We start from the raw sequence: 22,547 nt of genomic DNA, 5'->3' as shown, positions 1-22,547 counted from the left end.
GGTTTATATGAATTCTTTACTTAAAGATAACCATTATATGATAGCTGAATTACATTGGATTTATCCTCATTTGGAACGTATTGATCTGTTGTTGCAGCATTACTATTATCAAAAGAGAGATAAATACGATTCCTTACCAGAGAATTTTTTACTTACCGAAGATAAAGTAGATCAATATTTAGCACAACCGCAGGGCATTCCTCATTGGTTATCTGAGGTGAGTGATATTGTTAGTTACCCGGAAACTGAAAAATATCTTGCCGTTAATGCTCTGTCGCTATTGGTTGAACGTTTTGAACTTACTGAGTTTGAACGTGATGTTTTATTGCTAGGTTTATTACCACATTTTGACAGCCGTTATCATGCGCTGTTTGCTTCTTTGCATGGTAATAGCAAAAGACAATGGCCCAGTTTTGCTTTAGCAATTGAATTATTTAGTGATCGGCAATTACTTAAAAACAGCTTATTACCGCCAACGCCATTAATTAGTCATCATCTATTACTACTCAATAATGACGAAGAGTCTATCTGGTTACAAACGCAATTTCTAACTCACAGTGCAGTCTGGCATTTTTTATTTGGTCATCGGGTTATTCTACCTCCTTTAATAACCTGTACTTACTGGTGTCCTCCTGCATCATCTATCTGGTATCCGCCAACACTTTGTCACTCACTTGAGAAAATATTATTGAATGAAACAGATAAAGTGCGTCCACTGGTGATACTTAGAGGAAAACAGGCTAGCGCCAGAGAATTAACGGTGAGTAATATCATGGCGTTTCATAGCATCAATACGTTAGTCCTTGATTTAGCTCGCTTGCCAAATGAAGATAACTCAACCACCATATCTGACTTGTTAAAAAATGCAGTACGGGAAGCTAGGTTACACGATGCCTGTTTATTAATTCGCAATTTTTCTTTGCTTGCAGAAGAAAAGAAAATATTAAATAGTGAATTATCCATTTTGCTGAGCCAGCCAAAATTGCGTGTGGTTTGTTTAGTAGAGTCAGGGGATGCATTAGTATGGATTAAACATCTGTCCATGGTGCAAATTAATATGCCTGTAGCAACATTGGCAGAAAAAGAAATTATGTTAAAAAGAAGTTTACCGAGCCATTCTTCCGATCAGATTAATATAGCAGAATTATGTCGTCGTTTTTCATTTACAGCAGAAACATTACCATTAATCATTAAAGAAGCCTGCCAATACCAAATACTCCGGCAATTGGAAGGTCAATTAGAGGAAATAGATTTGTATCGGGCATTAAGTTTCCGCGCTCAACAGAATTTCGGTAAATTAGCCCAGAGAATTACGCCCAAACGCCACTTTAATGATTTAGTGATTTCTGACGAATTAGTTCAACAATTAAAAGAAATCATCGCGGCGATTAATTACCGTGAGCAGATTCTATCTTCAGGCTTTAAGGAAAAAATAGGGTATGGCACAGGCATTAGTGTTCTATTTTACGGTGAATCAGGGACGGGAAAAACCATGGCCGCAGAGGTTATTGCCGGACATCTTGGTGTTGATCTGATTAAAGTGGATCTTTCTACCGTGGTGAATAAATACATCGGTGAAACCGAAAAAAATATCTCCCGTATTTTCGATCTGGCCGAAGCAGATTCCGGGGTGTTGTTTTTCGATGAAGCTGATGCATTATTTGGCAAGCGCAGTGAAACGAAAGATGCTCAGGATAGACATGCTAATATTGAAGTTTCTTATCTGTTACAACGATTGGAGGATTATCCGGGATTAGTGATTTTAGCCACTAATAACCGTAGCCATTTGGACAGCGCATTTAATCGCCGGTTTACCTTTATTACCCGTTTCACTTATCCTGATGAAATATTGCGTAAAAAAATGTGGCAGGCCATTTGGCCAAAAAAAGACATATTATCGGATGAGATTAATTTTGAACATTTGGCTAAACGGGCTGATCTAACAGGAGCCAATATTAGAAACATTGCTTTATTAGCATCAATATTGTCGGCTGAAGATAATAGCGTTAAAATTGAAAATAAATATATAGAACGAGCCATGATGCTCGAATTAAATAAAACGGGTCGATTGGTTTTTTAAATATTTAATAAAATTGGAGTTAATATGAAAAATATAATTGAACCTGATAATGCGATTGTTGAGGTTAATAATGCATTAAATGAGATCTTGTCTCAGTATTTAAATATTTCTGGTCAAAAAATTGATATCCGTTTTGATCTACCAGAAATGGAGTCAATCCCATCACATCCTACCGTGAGTGTATTTCTTTATGATATACATGAAGATCTACAATTACGTTCTGCCGAGTCCAGAAGTTATTGCCCTTCCTCCAGCACATTATTGCCGGGATGGGTAAACATTAATTACAACTACTTAATTACTTACTGGCATTCAAATAAGCCATCAAGCGATAGTGCTAATCCTGATAGCCAGCCTGATAATCAAGCGGTGAAAGTTATGACATGTGTTTTGAATGCATTGATTAATAGCCGACAATTACCTACAATCCCTGGGGCATATACCAGAGTGATCCCACCACAAGAAAATCTCAATAGTCTGGGTAATTTTTGGCAAGCTCTTAGCAATCGCCCTCGACTTTCTCTATTATATTCAGTCACTGCACCGGTAAAACTGTTAAATATTAAAGATGCGATAAAACCAGTTAATCAAATCTTCTCTTCTGTAAATCAAAAATCGAGTCTGGACAATTTACAAATAAATCAAGCTCTGGCAGAGAAATTGTATTCAGATTTGGGTGGTACAGAAGATGTACGCTTTGCTCTTATTAAAGTGAATCTGAAAACTGAATTCCATACAAAGGATAATGAAAGTCAGGAAAATAAAAACGTTATTCTTAAAGTTTCTGGTGTTACCCGTTCGGATTATGTATCCAGAATAAAAGATATTCTTTTAGCATGGGAAAATAGTCATAGTGCTGTTGTTAAGATAAGTAATACCGGTATTATTATTGTTGAGGGAAATTCTAAAGAATTAATTGGAATAGAGGATAATAAATGACTGTTTTTATATTAAATATTCCATATAAAAAAGATATTCTGTTGATATATTTATTTTAATTTATGACTAATTAATTAAAAATGGAATATAAAAATCTTGTTGACTAGTATATTTTCCTTATTGATATATTTTTTTATTAAAGTTAATAGGTGGTAATATGATGAGAGAATACAGTAAAGAAGATGATTGCGTAAAAGAAAAAACAAATTTAGCAGAATCTGAAAATGTGGAGGCAGATAACTATCTGGAAATGGATTGTCTTAATTATTTAGCTAAATTAAATGGTATGCCGGAGCGAAAAGATCATAGCTTAAATTCCACAAAGTTAATAGATGATATTATAAAACTACATAATGATCGCAAAGGAAATAAGTTACTCTGGAATGATAATTGGCAAGATAAAATCATCGATAGGGATCTGGAAAGCATATTTAAAAAAATTGATGAAATGGTTTCTGAATTTGGTGGGATTGAAATTTATAAAGATATTGTCGGGGAAAATCCTTATGATCCTACGGAGCCAGTTTGTGGTTATTCTGCACAAAATATATTTAAATTAATGACTGAAGGAGAACATGCGGTTGATCCGGTAAAAATGGCTCAAACAGGAAAAATAAATGGTAATGAATTTGCTGAAAAATTGGAACAGCTCAATAGTTCAAATAATTATGTTGCATTAATTAATGACCATCGACTGGGACATATGTTCTTAGTTGATATTCCATCAACGAATAGAGAAAAAGTAGGATATATCTATCAGTCAGATTTGGGAGATGGTGCATTACCAGCCCTTAAAATAGCAGATTGGTTAAAATCCAGAGGAAAAGAATCAATTAACGTGAATAAATTAAAGAAATTTTTAAGTAATGAATTCACTATGCTATCTGAGAGTGAGCAAAAAGAACTAATAGCGGAAATTTTTGATATAAATAAAGATATAGCTAATGTAAAGTTAGGAAAAATTAAAAAAGATAAAGCGGTAGATGTTTATTTAAGAGAATATGATCTCAATGATTTCATTAGTAATATTGAAAAATTAAAAACTAAATTAGTTTGATTGATACCCGATAGATTTTAAATTGCAGCGCGGCGGAAAGTGAACGCAGTCAACAGTTAATTAAAATTCTGAGGTAATAATATTATGCCAATAATCGGTCATAAAGAAGATCTTATCCGGACAGAACGGAGTTCTGTTGATTTAACAAGATCAAGTAATAACAGACAAACTGATAATCTTGAGTTAAATATACCTCAACATAAACGAGATAATAAAGATATCGAGCATGCGGTTATATATGGTTTTAGTCAACATCGCGGACCGGAGATGCAAAAAGCATTTGCTGATAATAAGAACCCTGTTACCATCGATGAATATAATGCAGGACTTGGAATCATGGGGGAATTAAGTTTATCTGATTACTTCAGAATTTCCCAAGATCTTAAGGAAAATAGGCTTCCTGAATTGAACGAAAAAAATATACAAAATCACTCACTAAAATATTTTGATGCTATGGGGGTAAATATGAAATCTGCCGATCCTAATGTTAAAGAGGAAGCCAAAGAACAGCAACGTGCTTATACTAGATCATGGGGTTTTTATATGATGGAAAATAAGGAAAAATTAGATATTCAAAGTAAGATAAATAATCTTATCCCAAAAAAGAAAAGTTTTTTTAGTAAATCTCCCGGTGAAGATGAATACAAGAAATTAGATGAATTCATTTTAAAAAACAGTAATGGTAGCAATTTAACTATCCCAAAACAGAGAAAAATATTAATGAAATTTGCTTCAGCCAAAAATGCTGTTGATGTTACAAAAAACTTATCAGGAGAAGAGCAAACATGGCTAAAAGATATTATAGCAACTGCATTCTTCAGACAAACGAGTAAACTAGGAATGAGTTGGTTTATAGAACAACTAGCATCACCTGATTTCAGATTTGTTATCGTTGGATTTAATGGAGAAGAATTAACTACCGATCAAATAAGGTCAAATAAACCATGGAAGCATGGTAATAGAAGGAAAGAGGGGGCAAGTGAATATGCTGAACCAATAACTTTCTCTGAAATTCGTCATGCTCATAGGAAAGGGTACGATAGTAAAATAAACTTTATTAAGAAATAGTTAAGAGCTAGCCATAAGGAGAAATTTATCTTGCGGATTTTCAGGAGACCGTAATTAAAGACATTTAAATTTTCTATGTTAATAAGAAAGTACAATTTTTCATGACACCAATGCTTTTTGCCCTTAAGAAATAAAATCCTGCAAAAATTATAGGGTTATCAGTACACTGTTGTCCAGCCTCTTAGGTTAAAGAGGCTGGATGATAAATGTTATTGATGATTTTGTGTTTATAGCAAGTCGCTGCCAGCAACTGCTACCCTGAGAGTCAGCAGATTACGTTTCCCTTTTAGCTAGCGCCTTATAAGCGTCGTCATGAGAAATGGACGATGCTCATAGCAGGTATTCTTTATAACGATATTATTTAAAACAGAGTGTCGAGTCCTTAACAAGGAAACTTGATCAAGTTCACAAAAGTTCAGGAAAACTAAAGAAAAAATAGCTGAGTTCGATAATATATGAGGTGCTCATTAATAGTAAATATAAATGGAGTTATAAAGTGAAATATGATCCACGATTAAGAACATGGGTTGAAGATGATTTTGATTATGAAAAGAATTTCAAAAAACAAATGGATTATATCAATTATAAAGATCTTGAAAAGCAACTAAAAGAAAATGTAGATTACTACGCCTTATTAGATGAAAATGAAGCTATTATTTTTTTGAAAGAATTAGGGTGTGATATTAAATCACTTCTAAATGGTACTGTATTTCCAGTAACTGATGTTTTGTCAAATTTCTCAGGGAATATAAAAGATACACCTGGGGTTTTTAAAGTGGCAAAAAATTTCAAGCCTATAAATATTGGAATTTTTACGCATATAATAAATGAACTTAAAGGTAATGGGATAAAAGCTATAGAATATTTGGGGAAGAATGGAGAAAGATATATAAAACTAACTGATTGTCCAGGTATTAGAAAATATTTGAATGCTACAAGATATCTTATTAATAATAAAAAAATAATGGAAGTTGGGATAGGTTCTGTGGCTATGGAAGGTAGTATTGTTAAAGGAGCTAGGTTTGGTGTTATATATTCTGCTGCATATAGATCTGTTGAATTGATGTTTAAGAGTGAATATGATTTAACTAACTTTTTTGTTAATTTATCGATGGATATGGCGAAGATGATTGTCGCAACTATAATAGCAAAAACAACAGTTGCAGCAGCAACTTCGTTTGTTGTTACTGCTGCTCTTAGTACTACTGCTATAGCTATCGGCGTTTTCATAATTGGGGCGCTTGTTGTTTGGGGGTTAATGTGGTTAGATGATGAATTTAAAATTAGTGAAACTATAATTAAGAGATTAAAAGAACATAAGGCAAAAACTCCTATAAGTACTTATCATCCCGATCAAATTTTCAATGCTTGGGGAAGGGATTATCGTGGGTAATAAAAACACTCCATCTAGAGTAAAAATATTTATTTCTGCATTAATATTTATGAGTGCTTCGGTTATTGGTGTGTTAGCGTCGACAATCGATTATCGAGGGTTTTTAACTAGAAGCGATATTATTACATCTTCAACCATAAGTGCTTGGTTTATTTGGTGTAGCCCATTGTGTATGTATATATCCATATTGTTATTTAAGTCTCTTTTAAATAATAACAAGGTGTTTTTAAGTAATAAAAAAAAGATAAATTTAAGTAGTAATAAAATTGGAGGGCTGGTTACCTTTATAGCGATATTTGGATTTGTTTTTGCTTTGTTTTTTTCTTTTTATGTTGATTTTGAACTGAAAAATGAAAATTATTTTCTATGTGATAAATCATCATGGATGGCAACTAATAAGTATGCAAAAGACATATCACTATGTAAATAAGCATATACTCTTCATCCTTCAAGTTGCTGCTTTGTTGGCTGCTTTCACTCACCCCAGTCACATAGTTATCTATGCTCCTGGGGATTCGTTCACTTGCCACCGCGCTGCAACTCGAAATTTATTGGGTATGGCATTTGCTATGCTTATTAGATGAGACTTATGGAGCTTATTTTATTAATAGGCTCTGTGTGATGTTCCTGCTGTTATATGATTCCATGAAATTGATTTGTAATTTAGCAAAACCCTTTCATATGGCATGGCATCGAAATTATTTATAGAATGTGGATATACACAGGAAATATCAGTAATAGTGGCTTCAATTATTTTAACTTCATAAAACAATTCAATTGTCCAGTTTGACTTGTTCTGTAAAAAATAAAATTACCATTTAGAGATTCATTTGAATTAGGTTTTTAGTTCTATTTTTTATCCAGAGTTCAGGTTAAGTAAGTTAAGTATGTAACCTAATACATAAGTAAAATTTACAATAGTGATATAAATCAAGAAATAGAAATCTAAAATATTGTTTGTTACTTGCATTAAAGTTGAATGTAAAAATGGTGATTCAAATCACCATTTTTATTGATGATTTTGTGTTTATAGCACCAGATCCAGGATGATGACACCGCATAAACCAATTGCCCATGCAATAGAGGTTGGTACTGACCAGACAATCATCTGTTGTTTCACATCTTTAATTCCTATCATCCGGTTAACTACCCAAAATAGGCTATCATTAAAATAACCAAAGAATAGCGACCCCATAGTTGCTGCTTGTGCGGCAACCAGCATATTGATCCCCGGAATCTGACTAATGATCGGGGCAGAAATGGAAGCTGCGGTAATCATTGCCACGGTACCGGAGCCTTGAATTAAACGGACCAGTGTTGCAATGATAAATGGAATCATCACGGGTGTCAGAGGTAGGTTTGCTATATGTTGTGCCAGAATAGTGCCGGTGCCACTTTCACGTAGTACTGCGCCTAACGCACCGCCAGCTCCTGTCACTAATAAAATAATACCGGCAGCCTGTAAACCTTCTTCTAGTCGATTAATCACTTCGTGCTTATTGACTTTTGGCATTAAAGTATAAACGGCTAACAATACGCTGATTGATAAGGCAATAACCGGAGCACCAAGGAAATCAAGTGATTGAAAATAGAAATTGTTTTCTTGTCCAATAAAGGTTTCAGTACTGAGTAACAGTCCATTAATCGCTTTAATGAAGATTAAAACGATAGGAACGATAATCGGTAACAAGGACAGAGATAGGGCAGGTAATGATTTGTTTGCCTTTTCTTCCATATAGCGCTGATGGATTGCTTGCAGATCCTGAGTTTGTTCTGCTTCATCAACTGGCTGAAATTCTGGATATTTTATTGCCAACCATTTGGCATAGAACACAATACCAATAACGCAAGGAACTGCCAGCACCATTCCCGCTAGCATCATCGCGCCGATATCTACGCCAAAGATACCCGCGACACCCAATGGCCCAGGTGTGGGCGGGACTGCGTGATGGGTAACAACCAATCCACCAGCCAGGGCTACACCGAGAGTCAGTAGATTACGTTTCCCTTTTTTTGCCAATGCCTTAGCGAGTGGGTAGAGGATAACGAAAGCAGAATCGACAAAAATCGGAATACTGACGATATAACCGGTGATCGCTAAAGCCCACTCTTCGCGTTTTTTACCCAGCCACCTAATAAAGCTGTAAGCTATCTGTTCAGCAGCGCCAGAAACTTCCAGCACTCTCCCCATCATGACACCTAAACCGATAACAATACCAATACTGCCAAGGGTAGAACCGAAGCCTTTAGTGATGACATCGATAGTATTAGCTGCGGTTAAACCACCAGAAATTCCAGCGATTGCAGCGGCAATCAACATTGCCAGCAAAGCGTGAACACGGGTACGTAGCACAAGAAAGATTAGAGCAAATACGGCTATACCCAGACCAACGACCGGAATGTAGAGTTCCATACTTAGCCTCCATTTTGGAACATGTTACTGGTGATGAAAGCACGTATCGCATCACTGAAAGCCCCATCAGTATAGAAACCCAGCGACAGACTACGACTGATGTCAAAGTTACCCGGCCAACTGGCAACAATACGGTTAATGTTTTCGTCTGGTTCGAAGCGGATAAGATCCACCGCTTTTTGCCCGGCAACTTCTGCCAGCGCATCAATCATGGCCTGAATCGTCACACTGATACCCGGTAAATTAACTGTGCGGGACCTGCCAAATTTTTCAGCTGGAATTTGAGCCGCATGAATAAAGTTGCGGATCACGGTTTCAGGGCTGGAAAGCCATAAGGTGAGATTGTGGGAAACTGGGCAAACGCCGATTTCACCATGTAGGGGTTCACGTATGATGCTGCTAGCAAAGGAGGATGCTGCTTTGTTTGGTTTTCCGGGACGAATACTGATTGTTGGCAGTCGGAGTACTCGGCCATCCACGAATCCTTTACGGGAATAGTCATTAATCATCAATTCACACATGGCTTTCTGTGTGCCGTAGGATGATTGAGGATTAACCGCACATTGATCTGTGATGGTTGCTGGTAATTCTCCACCAAATACGGCAAGGGAGCTGGTAAAAATAAATTTCAATTCTGGATTTTTGGCTCGGGCAGCGTTCAATAAATGACGAGTAACATCAAAGTTAACTTGCAAACCGAGATCAAAATCATTTTCAGCGTGACTACTGACAATCGCAGCTAAATGGAATAGTACGGTACTATCTTCATCAATCAGCTTTTCCGCAGCATCTGGCTGAGTCAGATCCAGTGCCAGACACTGAACTCGGGGATCATTAACCGGTGAAATAGGGGGGTGAATATCGGTCAATATTAGTTGCTCGATGTTTAATTCTTGGTTATTTGTAAGCAGAGCACTGGCAAGTTGCTGGCCCAGAAAACCTGCGGCACCAGTGATTATCACTTTCATTGCGACTCTCCTTGTTTAATAGCTCAATAACTCTGAGCTATTTTGCGTGTAAGGTAGATTTTTTGTTCTTATGTACCTGTTATCTTTCAAGTTGCCTCTTTGTTGGCTGCACTCACTCGCCCCGGTCACAGAGTTATCTATGCTCCCGGGGATTCGCTCCCTTGCTGTCGCGATGCATCTTGAAATCCATTGGGTCTATATTGACGGTGTGTAATATCAGGTTGTGCTCTTGTAATTGTTGCTGCACTTTGGGAGAAAGTTGGCTATCACAGACAATATCATCCAAACTCGACAGCGGGCAGACACGAAACATGCCGTATTTGCCATATTTACTGCTGTCAGAAACTAAAACCCGGCGGCGGGCAGTTTCTAGTACTGCTTGTTTGACTAATACTTTTTCTTCATGCGGTGTAGAGACACCATGCTCCAGATCCCATGAACTGGTGCTAATAAAAGCAATGTCTATATTCAAGCTGCGAAGTAGCATAGCTGCGGTGCGGCCAACACAAGAATGATTTCGCTTATCGACTTGTCCCCCGGTATGGAACAGGTTCAACTGAGGTTTGTTCATCAGGTATTGGGTAATGGAAAAATCATTAGTAATGATGGTGAGGTGAAAACGCTCAGCCAATATTCTGCCAATCTCAAATGTCGTAGTGCCGGCATCAAGATAAACAACCTGTCCATCTTCAACCATGGATACCGCATATTGACCAATTTCTCGTTTATGTCGATGATTAAGCTGGGCTTTTTCATTCCAGGGTAATTCTTGGCGTAGAGCATCACTGAGTTGCACACCGCCACTGATACTGATAACTTTTCCTTCCTCTTCCAGAGTGCGGATATCCCGCCGTACTGTCATATGCGAAACGTTCATCAGTTCAACCAGTGCGCTGATGGAAATTGTACGATACTCATGTACATAGCGATAAATAAAGTCTCTGCGCTCTGATGGCAGCATATTTTCTCCTGTTATTTCTGTGCCTTGATTAACCAGCCCAGACCATCTTCAGTGTAGCCGATGGGATAGTATTCACAGCCTAGCCAGCCTTGATAGCCCATTTCATCCAGCTTATTAAACAACCATGGATAATTGACTTCGCCGCTATCAGGTTCATGGCGTTCTGGCACGGAGGCAATCTGAATGTGACTGAATTTTCCCCATAAACGTTCAATAGTACGGAGTAAATCGCCTTCCATAATCTGGCAGTGATAAAGATCTAGCTGAATAAAAACATTTTGACGGTCAATGTCTTTAAGCAATATTTCAGCCTGATGCTGAGTTGTCAGAAAATAACCCGGCATATCACGATTATTAATCGGTTCAATTAATATGTTAATGTTATGTTCCGCCATCACATCAGCGGAATGTTGAATATTTCTGATATAACACTCACGTTGTTGTTCTGGTGTAAATTGTTCATTCAGTTTTCCTGCCATAGCATGAATTTGCTTACAGTTCAGAGCCAATGCATATTTCAGAGCGGTTTGTACATCTTCGGCAAATTCTTTTTCACGGCCAGGAATAGCGGTTATTCCTCTTTCATTCGCCGCCCAATTTCCGGCAGGCATGTTGAACAGAACCTGTGTTAATTGATGTTGTTGTAACAGGGCAGCAAGGTCTTCAGCTGTTTCTTCATAAGGAAACAGATATTCAACGCCTTTAAATCCAGCTTTGGCTGCGCGGGCAAAACGTTCTTTAAAAGGAACGTCGTTAAACATCGTGCTTAGGTTTGCCGCAAATTCAGCCATGATGAATTCCTTTTATTCAGTTTTTGGGATAACGAGTTTCAAGTTGTTGCACTTGCTCTTTATTTAAGGTAGTGAAACCGTGTGGCAATAATGTCAGATACAACCGGGCCGTATCTTCCAATTCTTCTGCGTTGAAAAAAGCTTGCCGTAAAGTTTTGCCGCCGACAACAGGTCCGTGGTTCGAAAGCAGAATTGCGTTGTGTTTTGCGGCCAGCTTCGCAATTTCCTCACCGATTTTCTCATCGCCTGGGGGTAGATATTTGACCAGAGGAAGTTTACCGACTCGCATCACATAGTAAGGTGTAATCGGTGGCAGACAGTTACTACTGTTCAGATTTGGCAGGCAGGAAAGCGCGGTTAACCAAGGTGAGTGGAGGTGTACCACTGCACGGCATTCAAGACGATTGTGATACATTGCCAGATGCATGGAAACTTCTTTCGTGGGTTTGTCGCCAGATAGCCAGTTACCCTCTATATCTAATTTGCTCAGGCGGTCAGCTTGCAAGTCGCCAAAACTGGAGTTGGTTGGCGTGATGATAATCGTGCCATCATCCAGTTTGGCACTGATATTACCTGCACCGCCACTGCTGTAACCCCGGTAAAACATGGAACGAGCCCATTCTACTAATTCTGTTCGTAGTGCTTGTTCACTCATGAAACATCTCCTGAGCATGCAGGAAAAAATTAATATCACCGAAGTTGCCTGATTTTAATGCCAGCCAATGATTGTGTTGCAGGTCACGTACCCAAGGCACTCCTGGGGCAATAGGTGCTCCGATACTGAATTGTTGGATATCCAAACTTTGTACTACTTTGCCGGCGGTTTCACCACCGGCAATGATAAAGGTATTGAACCCTCGTTGTTGCAAGCTTTTTACCACGCTGGCGAATGTATTTTCTATTGCTCCACTGGCAGTAGTTGCCCCATATTGTTGTTGGATTTTCTGTAATGTTTCCGGAAGTTGGGTTGAATATAACATTGGTGCAAGGTCGCTTTCTGATTGCTGAATAATCCATTCCACCAGTTGGCCAGCATATTGTGGATCGTGGAGGCATAACCCAATATCCAGAGATTTGGCAGGCGCTAGCTGCTGATACTGAGCAACTTGTTTGTTGGTCATTACGGAGCAACTGCCGGAGAGGATCACGGTACGTCTATTTTGAGCAGATGGAGTGGCCCCTGCCGATTGAAATGGTGCCAATGATTTTCCGGTATTTGTACTGGCAAGTGCGGCACCAAGGCCGGAACCACCGGTGACTAATGTCAGTTCTGACACAGCGCTGGCAATAGGCAACAGATCATTCATGGACATGGCATCTACCGCTGCGTAGCGAATGCCTTGTTGTTGTAAGTTATTCAGCTGCTTGCGGATTGCCTGTTCTCCCTGATGAACACATGCCAAATCGACCAGACCCGCTTTTCCTTGAGCTTGTTGTTCCATCAGACGTAGTAGGTTGGCGTCTTTCATTGGTGTTACCGGATGGTGTTGCATACCACTTTCATTGAGCAGTTGCCCGTTAACAAACAGATGTCCATGTACAACTGTACGCCCATTAACGGGTAGTGCAGGACAGATCAGCGTGATATCTGCGTTTAGTTCACCCATCAGAGCGTCCGTTACCGGCCCGATATTGCCGGTATTGGTGGAATCAAACGTTGAGCAGTATTTGAAGAATATTTGCTGACAACTTGCCTTTTGGCGTAACCAGCGGCAGGATTTCAGTGAGTTGTTCACCGCTTCATCTACCGGGCAAGAGCGGCTTTTCAGGCTGATAACAATGGCATCAATATCCTGTGGAACATCTGTATTTTCATCAGGTGTAACCAGTAACTGAACAACCCGCCAACCGCTTTGTACCATAAAACTTGCGATATCGGTTGCGCCGGTAAAGTCATCGGCAATAACACCCAATTTAATGGTCATTACTCTTTCTCCGGTAAAGTGATACCTTTAAAAGTTTTGATCACTGCACTGTCATCCCATTGACCCAAACCTTCATTACTGGCAGCCAGGAACATTTGATGTGCGGTAGCTGATAGTGGTAATGGGAATCTCAACGCCTTACCTGTTTCCAACACTAATCCCAAATCTTTGATGAAAATATCTACGGAGGATTTTGGTGTGTAATCTCCCGCTAGAATATGAGGAACACGGTTTTCAAACATCCAGGAGTTACCAGCAGCATGTGTGACAATATCATACATTAGATCTAAAGAAATTCCTGCTTTTGCGGCTAACGCCATACTTTCTGCTGCAACAGCGATATGCACTCCTGCAAGCAACTGATGGATGGTTTTAACGGTGGAACCCAGGCCGATTTCATCTCCGATACGATAAAGGCGCTCTGTGGTGGCATTAAATATGGGTTTTAATTGTTCAAATAATGCGGGCTCACCAGAAGCCATAACGGTAAGTTGACCTTGTTGAGCTTTTAGTGCGCCACCAGAAATGGGGGCATCCAGCATTTTGATATTGTATTGGCTAAGACGGTGGGCGAAGTCTTTGGCTTGTTCTGCGGCAACAGTACTGTGAAGTACAATGATTGTCCCCGTTTTTAGCTGGCTGACCAGTGGTGTTTCTCCATCGAATAGTATGTTTTCTATCTGAGCACCATTGACCACAACAAGTAAAATGATATCCAGTTCTGATGCCCAATCTGCTGCATTGTTTGCAGCAACTCTAGCCCCCTCTTGCAGAAGTTGATCACAGGCTTTTGGATTTAAATCGAAGCCGTATGTGGGAATGCCCGCGCGTATTAGTGAACGAGCGATTCCCATGCCCATAGTGCCCAATCCTATAACCGCTATTTTTTGTATTGATTGGTTCATAATGGTTCCCTGGTGTTGCTGTTATAATTTGTTATTTTTTATAATTGTTTCACACATAATTTCACAAATACATGACAGCTATCACATTCGTATACCCCATTCTTGAAACTGATTTTTCTTATAATCATATGATTTGTAATGTTTTTGTGTGGTTTTTTTGGGGTGTTAAATTTCACATAAAGATGTGATAAAAAATATGATTGTGGGTACGTTAAGGTTGGGGGTAAGCACAATCGATTTAAAAGTACGTAGGTTCAAATATGGTTTTTTGGGTTTCGCTGTGCTTAACTCGAATTTTGGCGAAGGTTCTCGACCTTCCCCCAAATGGGGAATATGTTGCTGTTAGTTTTCTTGGGATGTCTGAGTAAATATTCAACGATGGTGGTGGGGGAAGGATTCGAACCTTCGAAGTCTGTGACGGCAGATTTACAGTCTGCTCCCTTTGGCCGCTCGGGAACCCCACCAAGTTTTGAAATGTATCACTGTGGCTTACAGCGGGCGGAATCATATCAAATGAGCCGCTGCTGTAAAGTATATATTTAAAAATAAGTTACCGTATGCTGTTTTTTTATCCTTGTTGCGTCTGCTGTGAACAAATAAGTAGTCTGTTTGCTGGTGGCAGGGGAAGGATGACTCGTCACTGCGTTCCTCGCCCTGGCGGGCCAACGCGTCGCAAGCGACGCATTGTTGTTTCGCTGTGCTCAACTCGAACCTTCGAAATCTGTGACGGCAGATTTACAGTCTGCTCCCTGTGGCCGCTCGGGAACCCCACCAAGTTTTGAAGTATATCACTGTTGATTACAGCGGGAAGAATCACATCAAATGAGTCGCCGCTGTAAAGCCTATTTTGAAAATAAGTTAGCGTATGCTGTTTTTTTATCCTTGTTGCGCCTGCTGTGAGCAAATAAGTAGTCTGTTGTCACAGAATGATAGTACGGTTCCCATAAACAAAAACACGCTGTGCAAGAACCCAATATAAAGCATGACTTAGTACGTTTTTTTCAACATCTCGGCCAGCTCTCATCATGTCTTCAGCTGTGTATGTATGGTCTATGTTAATGACATTCTGAGTAATAATTGGACCTTCATCCAGATTATCATTCACGTAGTGAGCTGTTGCCCCTATGATTTTTACGCCTCTCTCATAAGCCTGATGATAAGGACGTGCTCCTATAAATGCAGGTAAGAAGGAGTGGTGAATGTTTATGATCTGATTTGGATAATGTTGAACGAATTCTGGTGTCAGTACCCGCATGTATTTAGCCAATACCACGTAATCAGGTTTGTATTGATCGATCTGTGCAATTAGTTTTTCGTCGTGTTGTTCACGAGTTAAACCTTCGTGACTGACTAAATGGAAAGGAATACCAAATTGTTCAACCAATGATTGTAATGTTGCGTGATTGCCAATAACTGCGGCAATTTCAACATCAAGCCCGTCGTAAGCGCTTTTCATGAGCAAATCACCAAGACAATGCGCTTCTTTTGTCACCATAATAACAATACGTCTCCGCCCAGCAGGGTTTAATTCCCGTTGAGAACCAGCCGGAAGGGCATCATCTAAATCAGCCAGAAATGTTTCATCGTTGAAAATTCCTTCAAGCTCAGTGCGCATGAAAAAACGGCCAGTGCAATGATCGACGAATTCATTATTCTGAACTATATTCAATTGGTGTTTGTAGCAGATGTTGGTAATTTTAGCGATTAATCCTTTCGCATCAGGGCAAATAGTGCGCAGAATTTTCTTTTGTATATTTTGGTGTGGCATGAATGGGATGGTTCCTTAAATCTTTTTCGTTTCATTTGTCTGGTTTTTGTCTGTGGTTTTTAGCCACAACATTTTTTGTATTTTTTACCTGAACCGCATGGGCAGGGACTATTACGACCAGTTTGGGGCTTTACCCCATCAATATAGTACCAATGTTGGTCTATGCGAAGAAAACGTGAGCGCTCATGGATAAGTTGTTTATCTTGAGCTTTCTGATCAAGAAAGCAAGCTGAAAATTCAACATAAGCTTCGTTGTCATCTTTGCCTTTTTCAGTCGCAATTATATTTAATCCAAGCCACTGAGTCGCAATAAAACTGTGTTCTATATCCAAACGCCATTTTTCCGCTTGGCAGTCAGGATGCCAACTGGTGATAAGATAATCAGCGTTATGTTTTACGTAAGCACTGTATCTAGAGCGCATCAATGATTCAGCATTGGCAGCAAATTTTATGTTTTGCAGATAAGGAGAACAACAATCTGTAAAGTTTATTCCGCTACCACAAGGGCATAACTCTGTCAAAATAACTCCAATCGCTTAAGGGTGAAATATCATTTTGTGAGTTTTCTATTGAAAAGAAACGTAAGAGAACAAATGATAGTCACTTAATTGAACTAATATAATTGATAGTACCTAAGAAAAGGTGAAAGTCGCAATATAAAGGTAAGGGAGTGCGTTTATGGAAAAAGCATTGGCAGGCAAAGAGATTTTGATTGTGGAAGATGAACCCGTTTTTAGTTCTTTGCTAGCAGGGTATTTGCGGATGTTGGGCGCTAAGGTGTTGGTTGCATCTAATGGGGCTGTTGCATTACAGATGTTGGGAAGTGAAGCGCATATTGAACTTATTTTATGTGATTTAGATATGCCTGTTATGAATGGTATTGAATTTGTTGCAAAATTGACTAATGAAGGCGTGAGTATTCCAGTTATCATTATTTCAGCAACTAACAAGATGGCAGAAATTGATGAAGTACTTCGTTTAGGGGCGAAAGATGTTTTATTAAAACCCGTTTCAGATCTGAATGAGATAAAAAAGGTAGTGTTGGCCTATTTGCATCCCATGGTCTTTATGTCCGGTGCGATTGAACAGAATAATTTGAATAAAGATTGGTTAACGTTAAAACATAATTCAGATGAAGCATTAAATATGCTTAAGCAGTTACAACCCCCAGTTTCACAGGTGATTGCCCACTGTAGGGTCAATTACCGAAAATTAAATATGATTGATAAACCAGGGCTCATTCTCGATATGGCTGCGTTGTCCGACAATGAATTAGCTTTTTATTGTCTGGATATTAGCCGTTCAAAAGAGTATGGCGTAATTTCAGCATTATTACTAAGAGTTGTATTTAACAGTTTATTACAAGAACATATCATCCATCATTCTCGGCGTTTACCCAGTATGGCCGGTATTTTGAACAGGATTAATAACTTGTTGGGGAATGCAGGGCTGCAAGGGCAATTTCCATTGTTGCTCGGGTATTATCATACCGTTAATAAAACGGTTTTGCTTACTTCCGCAGGGTTACATGCCAGTATTAAATCAGGTAATCGTCAAATTCAATTAGATAGTGGTGTTCCTCTTGGAACGTTGCGAACGATTTGTTCGAACCAGGTCTGTTCTCATAGTACTGAATGGCAATGCCGGATTTGGAATACAGATAGTCAAATAAAATTGATGCTTTCTTCAATGTATTCCAAATGAATATTACCAAAGTGACATTTTGCTTAAAAAAGCAAATATTAAACATCATGTCACGGTGATGTAATTAAACAGAATGGTGCTGTTTATCGGATAGAATTAGCTGGTATACTCAGCCCATTACGCTTAGAAACTATCTCATTAGGCTATATTTATTGGCTGTTCTTTGTAGTAAAAAGTGGATTTGATAGTGCTTAGATAAAAGCATTAGCTTTTGGGGGTGCTTCGTGTAGTCCAAAAAGAACGAGTGAAGTGACGTACTATGTGTATATGCCTTGGTTGCTGCACTCCGTCTGTGTCCATAATTTATTGGCAAAAGGTAATAATGTCTTATTGGAATAGGTTCTGAAAGAGTTAGCGCTGATTTTGAGTTGAAGACGGATTTGTTTCAGCCAAAAACATCAGGAGATAAGATTAATGCCATTAGTAAACAAAATAGTTAAAAAAGCCGTTATTCCCGTCGCGGGATTAGGAACCAGGATGTTACCGGCTACGAAAGCGATTCCTAAAGAGATGCTACCTTTAGTGGATAAGCCTCTTATTCAGTATGTTGTGAATGAATGTATTGCCGCTGGCATTAATGAAATTATCTTGGTTACTCATTCATCGAAAAATTCAATTGAGAACCATTTTGATACCAGTTTTGAGCTAGAAGCAATCCTTGAAAAAAGGGTGAAACGTCAGTTATTGGATGAAGTTCAGTCTATTTGTCCAAGCCATGTCACCATTATGCAAACCCGGCAGGGAATTGCTAAAGGGTTAGGGCATGCAGTGTTATGTGCAAAGCCTTTAATTGGTGATGAGCCTTTTGCTGTGATACTCCCTGACGTTATTCTTGACGAGTACAGTACTGACCTAACTAAATATAATCTGAGTGAGATGTTGGCTCGTTATAATGAAACTGGGATCAGCCAGATATTAGTAGAGCCTGTGCCTCATGAAGAAGTTTCCAGTTATGGTATTGTCGATTGCTTGGGAGAAAGTCTGCAACCTGGTGATAGTAAACCCATTAAACGTGTAGTTGAAAAACCTAAACCGGAAGAAGCACCATCAAACCTTTCTATTGTTGGCCGTTATGTGTTGTCTGAAAGAATTTGGCCGTTATTGGCAAAAACAGCACCAGGGGCTGGTGATGAAATTCAACTTACCGATGCAATTGCTATGTTAATGGAAGAGGAATCCGTAGAAGCATACCACTTGCAGGGTTTAAGCCATGATTGTGGCAATAAGCTTGGCTATATGCAGGCGTTTGTCCGGTATGGCATGAAACATTATGAGTTAGGTTCAGAGTTTACTGATTGGTTAGGGCGAGTGGCTTTACAGAATCAGACTAAAGAATAATTTTACGGAAATTTAGGTATCATATGAAAGTTACGGTATTTGGTATTGGTTATGTTGGCTTGGTACAGGCTACGGTTTTAGCTGAAGTAGGGCATGATGTACTTTGTATTGATGTAGATGCAAATAAAGTTGAGAACTTGAAAAATGGTCAAATCCCTATTTTTGAACCTGGTTTGACACCTCTGGTTAAGAAGAATTATGAAGAAGGACGGCTGAATTTTAGTACCGATGCAAAGGCCGGTGTTGCACACGGTAAATTACAGTTTATTGCTGTAGGAACTCCTCCCGATGAGGATGGTTCAGCAGATTTGAAATATGTAACCGCTGTTGCCCGTACTATCGCGGAATACATGGAGAGTTACAAAGTTATTATCGATAAATCCACGGTTCCTGTTGGTACTGCCGATAAAGTTAACGCTGTTGTCAATGAGAGTCTGCGGCAGCGCAATCTTGATATTCCATTTGATGTGGTTTCTAATCCGGAATTCCTGAAAGAAGGCGCCGCTGTTGCAGATTGTATGCGTCCTGAGCGAATTATTATCGGGTGTGATAATGAAAGAGTCATTGACCTGATTCGTGAATTGTATGAGCCATTTAATCGTAATCATGATCGTATGATTGTGATGGATATTCGTAGCGCTGAATTGACGAAATATGCTGCTAACTGTATGTTGGCAACAAAAATTAGCTTTATGAATGAGATCTCTAACTTAGCTGAAATGCTAGGGGCTGATATTGAGCATGTCCGTCAAGGAATTGGTTCTGATTCTCGTATTGGCTATCATTTTATTTATCCTGGCTGTGGTTATGGTGGCTCATGTTTTCCAAAAGATGTGCAGGCGTTAATTCGTACCGCGGAGCAAATTGGTTATCAGCCTAGAATTCTTCATGCTGTGGAACAAGTGAATGAACTGCAAAAGAGTAAGTTACCTTCTTTTGTAAAACGTCACTTTGGTGAAGACTTATCCGGTAAAACATTTGCTGTTTGGGGGCTATCTTTCAAGCCGAATACCGATGATATGCGTGAAGCATCAAGTCGTGTTTTGATGGAAACATTGTGGCAAGCCGGCGCTAAAATACAGGCTTATGATCCCGAAGCTATGCAGGAAGCCCAGCGTATTTATGGTCAACGTGATGATTTGTCATTAATGGGTACTAAAGAGGCGGCCCTTAAGGGGGCAGATGCCCTGATTATCTGTACTGAATGGCAAAGTTTCCGTGCACCAGATTTTGATGTAATCAAAGCATCTCTTAAAACTCCGGTTATCTTTGATGGCCGAAATCTCTATGATCCTGAGCGCCTGCAATCCCGTGGTTTTATTTATTATGGGATTGGTCGTGGGGCATCCATTAACCGGTTATCTGAGTAATACGATGAAATTCTTAGTGACAGGCGCTGCTGGTTTTATTGGTTTTCATGTGAGCCAGAGATTATTGCAAATGGGGCATGAGGTTGTCGGTCTCGACAACCTTAATGATTATTATGATGTGAATCTTAAGCAAGCTCGGTTAGATCTATTATTTGATAGCTCAGGTTTTAAATTTGAAAAACTGGATTTAGCTGACAGAATAGCCATTCCTGCTCTTTTTGAGCGGCATCAATTTCAGCGGGTTATCCATCTGGGGGCTCAGGCTGGTGTTCGCTATTCATTGCAGAATCCGATGGCTTACATTGATTCGAATATAATAGGGCATATCAATATACTTGAAGCTTGTCGTCACAATAATGTTGAACATTTATTATATTCCTCTTCCAGCTCAGTTTATGGGTTAAATAGAAAGCAACCGTTCTCTACAAACGATTCTGTCGATCATCCCATTTCGTTATATGCGGCAACTAAAAAATCAGATGAATTAATGTCTCACAGCTATTCTCATCTTTATCAGTTGCCAACGACAGGGTTGCGTTTTTTCACAGTATATGGCCCATGGGGTCGTCCTGATATGGCTTTATTTAAGTTCACTAAGGCGATGTTATCAGGACAGCCTATAGATGTTTATAACCATGGAAATATGGTTAGAGATTTTACTTATATAGATGATATCGTTGAATCAATAGTCAGATTACAAGGCATTATTCCCGCGCCGAATGAGAGCTGGGTAGTTGAGGATGGGCAAATATCTGCCAGTTCTGCACCTTACTGTATTTATAATATTGGTAATGGTCAACCGACTAGATTAGGTGATTTTATTGAAGCGATAGAAGAGTCATTAGGCATTCAAGCCAAGAAAAATTTTATGCCCATGCAAGATGGTGATGTTCTGTCGACCTGTGCTGATTCAAGTGACATTTTTCAAAAAATAGGATTTTCACCCAATACATCGGTGAGGCATGGTGTAAAGCAGTTTGTCGAGTGGTATTTGAGTTTTTATCATAAATCTAAATAAGAAAAAAGGAGCCAGTTGGCTCCTTTTCTATTGAATCAACGACAGTTAGCGAAGGAAGTAAATAGTTGTGCTTGTTTGATTATTAATTTGCCTTGGCATTAGCTAAGTTACAACTAGCTTTGCTTTATCACAAAGGAATGATACAAAAACACACAATTCGATTAAGTCCTTGTCAATGAGACTCAAACAAGTTCATATGATAGTCGTTAATTCTTTTGTTATTTAAATTGTCCAATAATAAAAACACCCCTGTATTCCAAAAGGGGTGTTTTAAATTAAATCAATTAAAAAACAGTGAGTTAGAGCAGGAAACTTTCCAGGGTTTTACCTTCCTCTTCAATTGCTTTTTTGATGACAGCAGGTGTACGTCCCTGGCCAGTCCAGGTTTTAGTTTCACCGTTTGTATCAACATATTGATATTTAGCTGGACGTGCAGCACGTTTTGTTTTACCAGCAGATTTGCCAGCACTCATTGTTTGAAGCAATTCGCTTGGATCAATTCCTTGCTCAAGAATCATTTTACGAACTTCTTCCAATTTACGTGTGCGTTCTTCTAATTCAGCTTGTACCTGACTTTCTTCTTCACGACGTTCTTCAACAACGACGGTCAGTTTTTCAAGTATTTCTTCTAAGAACTCGAGGTCACATTCTCTTGCTTGAGCTCGTAGGGTACGGATGTTATTTAGGGTTTTTAAATCGCTCATTGTCCTGGTCTCAAATTATAATGATGATGGCTGATGTGGATATAATAATAGAATGCTATTTTATTTTCTGCAATAGTCAATTTCTCATATTCCGATAAAATAGCTCTTTTTTTTAAACGTAATTTCTTTACAAAAGTTATATAGC

At 38.9% G+C, this 22,547-nt stretch carries 20 protein-coding genes and 2 tRNA genes; 10 read left to right on the top strand and 12 right to left on the bottom strand.

Annotated elements, in window-relative coordinates; translation table 11 throughout:
* The first annotated feature begins 7 nt into the window (after positions 1-7).
* The 6 genes from BDD30_RS01410 (at position 8) to BDD30_RS01385 (ending at position 6,967) form a co-directional block, all read left to right on the top strand.
* Positions 8-2,080: an ATP-binding protein gene (locus tag BDD30_RS01410; protein WP_015834144.1), complete on the top strand. Its 2,073-nt coding sequence runs from the start codon at positions 8-10 to the stop codon at positions 2,078-2,080.
* A 24-nt stretch (positions 2,081-2,104) separates the two neighbouring features.
* On the top strand, positions 2,105-3,019 hold the full coding sequence (locus BDD30_RS01405; protein ID WP_015834145.1) for a Pvc16 family protein: 915 nt from the start codon (positions 2,105-2,107) through the stop codon (positions 3,017-3,019).
* 157 nt (positions 3,020-3,176) lie between these two features.
* A complete protein-coding gene (locus BDD30_RS01400) occupies positions 3,177-4,076 on the top strand; it encodes a cycle-inhibiting factor (protein WP_015834146.1) in 900 nt (299 codons plus the stop codon).
* 84 nt (positions 4,077-4,160) lie between these two features.
* A complete protein-coding gene (locus tag BDD30_RS01395; RefSeq protein ID WP_015834147.1) occupies positions 4,161-5,144 on the top strand; it encodes a hypothetical protein in 984 nt (327 codons plus the stop codon).
* 496 nt (positions 5,145-5,640) lie between these two features.
* On the top strand, positions 5,641-6,537 hold the full coding sequence (locus tag BDD30_RS01390; RefSeq protein WP_015834148.1) for a hypothetical protein: 897 nt from the start codon (positions 5,641-5,643) through the stop codon (positions 6,535-6,537).
* On the top strand, positions 6,530-6,967 hold the full coding sequence (locus BDD30_RS01385) for a DUF1240 domain-containing protein (protein WP_121302533.1): 438 nt from the start codon (positions 6,530-6,532) through the stop codon (positions 6,965-6,967). Before BDD30_RS01390 ends, BDD30_RS01385 begins: the two co-directional genes overlap by 8 nt.
* A gap of 597 nt (positions 6,968-7,564) precedes the next feature.
* On the opposite strand, the gene BDD30_RS01370 is transcribed toward BDD30_RS01385, so the two are convergent.
* From BDD30_RS01370 to BDD30_RS01320, 11 genes are all read right to left on the bottom strand, one after another.
* On the bottom strand, positions 7,565-8,950 hold the full coding sequence (locus tag BDD30_RS01370) for a GntP family permease (RefSeq protein ID WP_015834150.1): 1,386 nt from the start codon (positions 8,948-8,950) through the stop codon (positions 7,565-7,567).
* Between the two features lie 2 nt (positions 8,951-8,952).
* Entirely contained in the window at positions 8,953-9,918 is a 966-nt protein-coding gene (denD, locus tag BDD30_RS01365) for a D-erythronate dehydrogenase (RefSeq protein ID WP_015834151.1), read from the bottom strand.
* A 133-nt stretch (positions 9,919-10,051) separates the two neighbouring features.
* Positions 10,052-10,879, bottom strand: coding sequence for a DeoR/GlpR family DNA-binding transcription regulator (locus BDD30_RS01360; protein WP_015834152.1), 828 nt, complete (start codon positions 10,877-10,879; stop codon positions 10,052-10,054).
* 11 nt (positions 10,880-10,890) lie between these two features.
* Positions 10,891-11,670, bottom strand: coding sequence for a 2-oxo-tetronate isomerase (gene otnI, locus BDD30_RS01355; protein ID WP_015834153.1), 780 nt, complete (start codon positions 11,668-11,670; stop codon positions 10,891-10,893).
* Positions 11,671-11,686: 16 nt separating this feature from the next.
* A complete protein-coding gene (gene otnC / locus BDD30_RS01350; RefSeq protein ID WP_015834154.1) occupies positions 11,687-12,325 on the bottom strand; it encodes a 3-oxo-tetronate 4-phosphate decarboxylase in 639 nt (212 codons plus the stop codon).
* Positions 12,318-13,595, bottom strand: coding sequence for a 3-oxo-tetronate kinase (otnK, locus tag BDD30_RS01345; protein WP_015834155.1), 1,278 nt, complete (start codon positions 13,593-13,595; stop codon positions 12,318-12,320). The genes otnC and otnK overlap by 8 nt, the downstream gene beginning before the upstream one ends.
* Positions 13,595-14,500: an L-threonate dehydrogenase gene (ltnD, locus tag BDD30_RS01340; protein ID WP_015834156.1), complete on the bottom strand. Its 906-nt coding sequence runs from the start codon at positions 14,498-14,500 to the stop codon at positions 13,595-13,597. The genes otnK and ltnD overlap by 1 nt, the downstream gene beginning before the upstream one ends.
* 379 nt (positions 14,501-14,879) lie before the next feature.
* Positions 14,880-14,964 (bottom strand) — tRNA-Tyr (locus BDD30_RS01335).
* A 149-nt stretch (positions 14,965-15,113) separates the two neighbouring features.
* Positions 15,114-15,273 (bottom strand) — tRNA-Tyr (locus BDD30_RS01330).
* 146 nt (positions 15,274-15,419) lie between these two features.
* Positions 15,420-16,268 (bottom strand): formyltetrahydrofolate deformylase, encoded by an 849-nt coding sequence (purU, locus tag BDD30_RS01325; RefSeq protein ID WP_015834159.1) that lies wholly within the window; start codon positions 16,266-16,268, stop codon positions 15,420-15,422.
* A 59-nt stretch (positions 16,269-16,327) separates the two neighbouring features.
* Positions 16,328-16,789: a YchJ family protein gene (locus BDD30_RS01320; RefSeq protein WP_015834160.1), complete on the bottom strand. Its 462-nt coding sequence runs from the start codon at positions 16,787-16,789 to the stop codon at positions 16,328-16,330.
* 157 nt (positions 16,790-16,946) lie between these two features.
* Here BDD30_RS01320 and rssB point away from each other — a divergent pair, with 157 nt between their 5' ends.
* From rssB to BDD30_RS01300, 4 genes are all read left to right on the top strand, one after another.
* Positions 16,947-17,972 carry a two-component system response regulator RssB gene (rssB, locus tag BDD30_RS01315; protein WP_015834161.1) on the top strand — a complete coding sequence of 342 codons (1,026 nt, stop codon included), beginning with the start codon at positions 16,947-16,949 and terminating at the stop codon, positions 17,970-17,972.
* Positions 17,973-18,386: 414 nt separating this feature from the next.
* Positions 18,387-19,310, top strand: coding sequence for a UTP--glucose-1-phosphate uridylyltransferase GalU (galU, locus tag BDD30_RS01310; RefSeq protein ID WP_041381825.1), 924 nt, complete (start codon positions 18,387-18,389; stop codon positions 19,308-19,310).
* 23 nt (positions 19,311-19,333) lie between these two features.
* Positions 19,334-20,680 (top strand): UDP-glucose dehydrogenase family protein, encoded by a 1,347-nt coding sequence (locus tag BDD30_RS01305; RefSeq protein ID WP_015834163.1) that lies wholly within the window; start codon positions 19,334-19,336, stop codon positions 20,678-20,680.
* A 4-nt stretch (positions 20,681-20,684) separates the two neighbouring features.
* Positions 20,685-21,698 (top strand): NAD-dependent epimerase, encoded by a 1,014-nt coding sequence (locus tag BDD30_RS01300; protein WP_015834164.1) that lies wholly within the window; start codon positions 20,685-20,687, stop codon positions 21,696-21,698.
* Positions 21,699-21,997: 299 nt separating this feature from the next.
* Here BDD30_RS01300 and hns read toward each other — a convergent pair whose 3' ends face one another.
* Entirely contained in the window at positions 21,998-22,402 is a 405-nt protein-coding gene (hns, locus tag BDD30_RS01295) for a histone-like nucleoid-structuring protein H-NS (protein ID WP_015834165.1), read from the bottom strand.
* Positions 22,403-22,547 lie beyond the last annotated feature (145 nt).

It is taken from the genome of Photorhabdus asymbiotica, assembly GCF_003634575.1.
In the GTDB taxonomy this organism is placed as follows: Bacteria; Pseudomonadota; Gammaproteobacteria; order Enterobacterales; family Enterobacteriaceae; genus Photorhabdus; species Photorhabdus asymbiotica.
The sequence above is the reverse complement of the archived record's forward strand: the minus strand, read 5'-3'. Positions and strand labels throughout refer to the sequence as shown.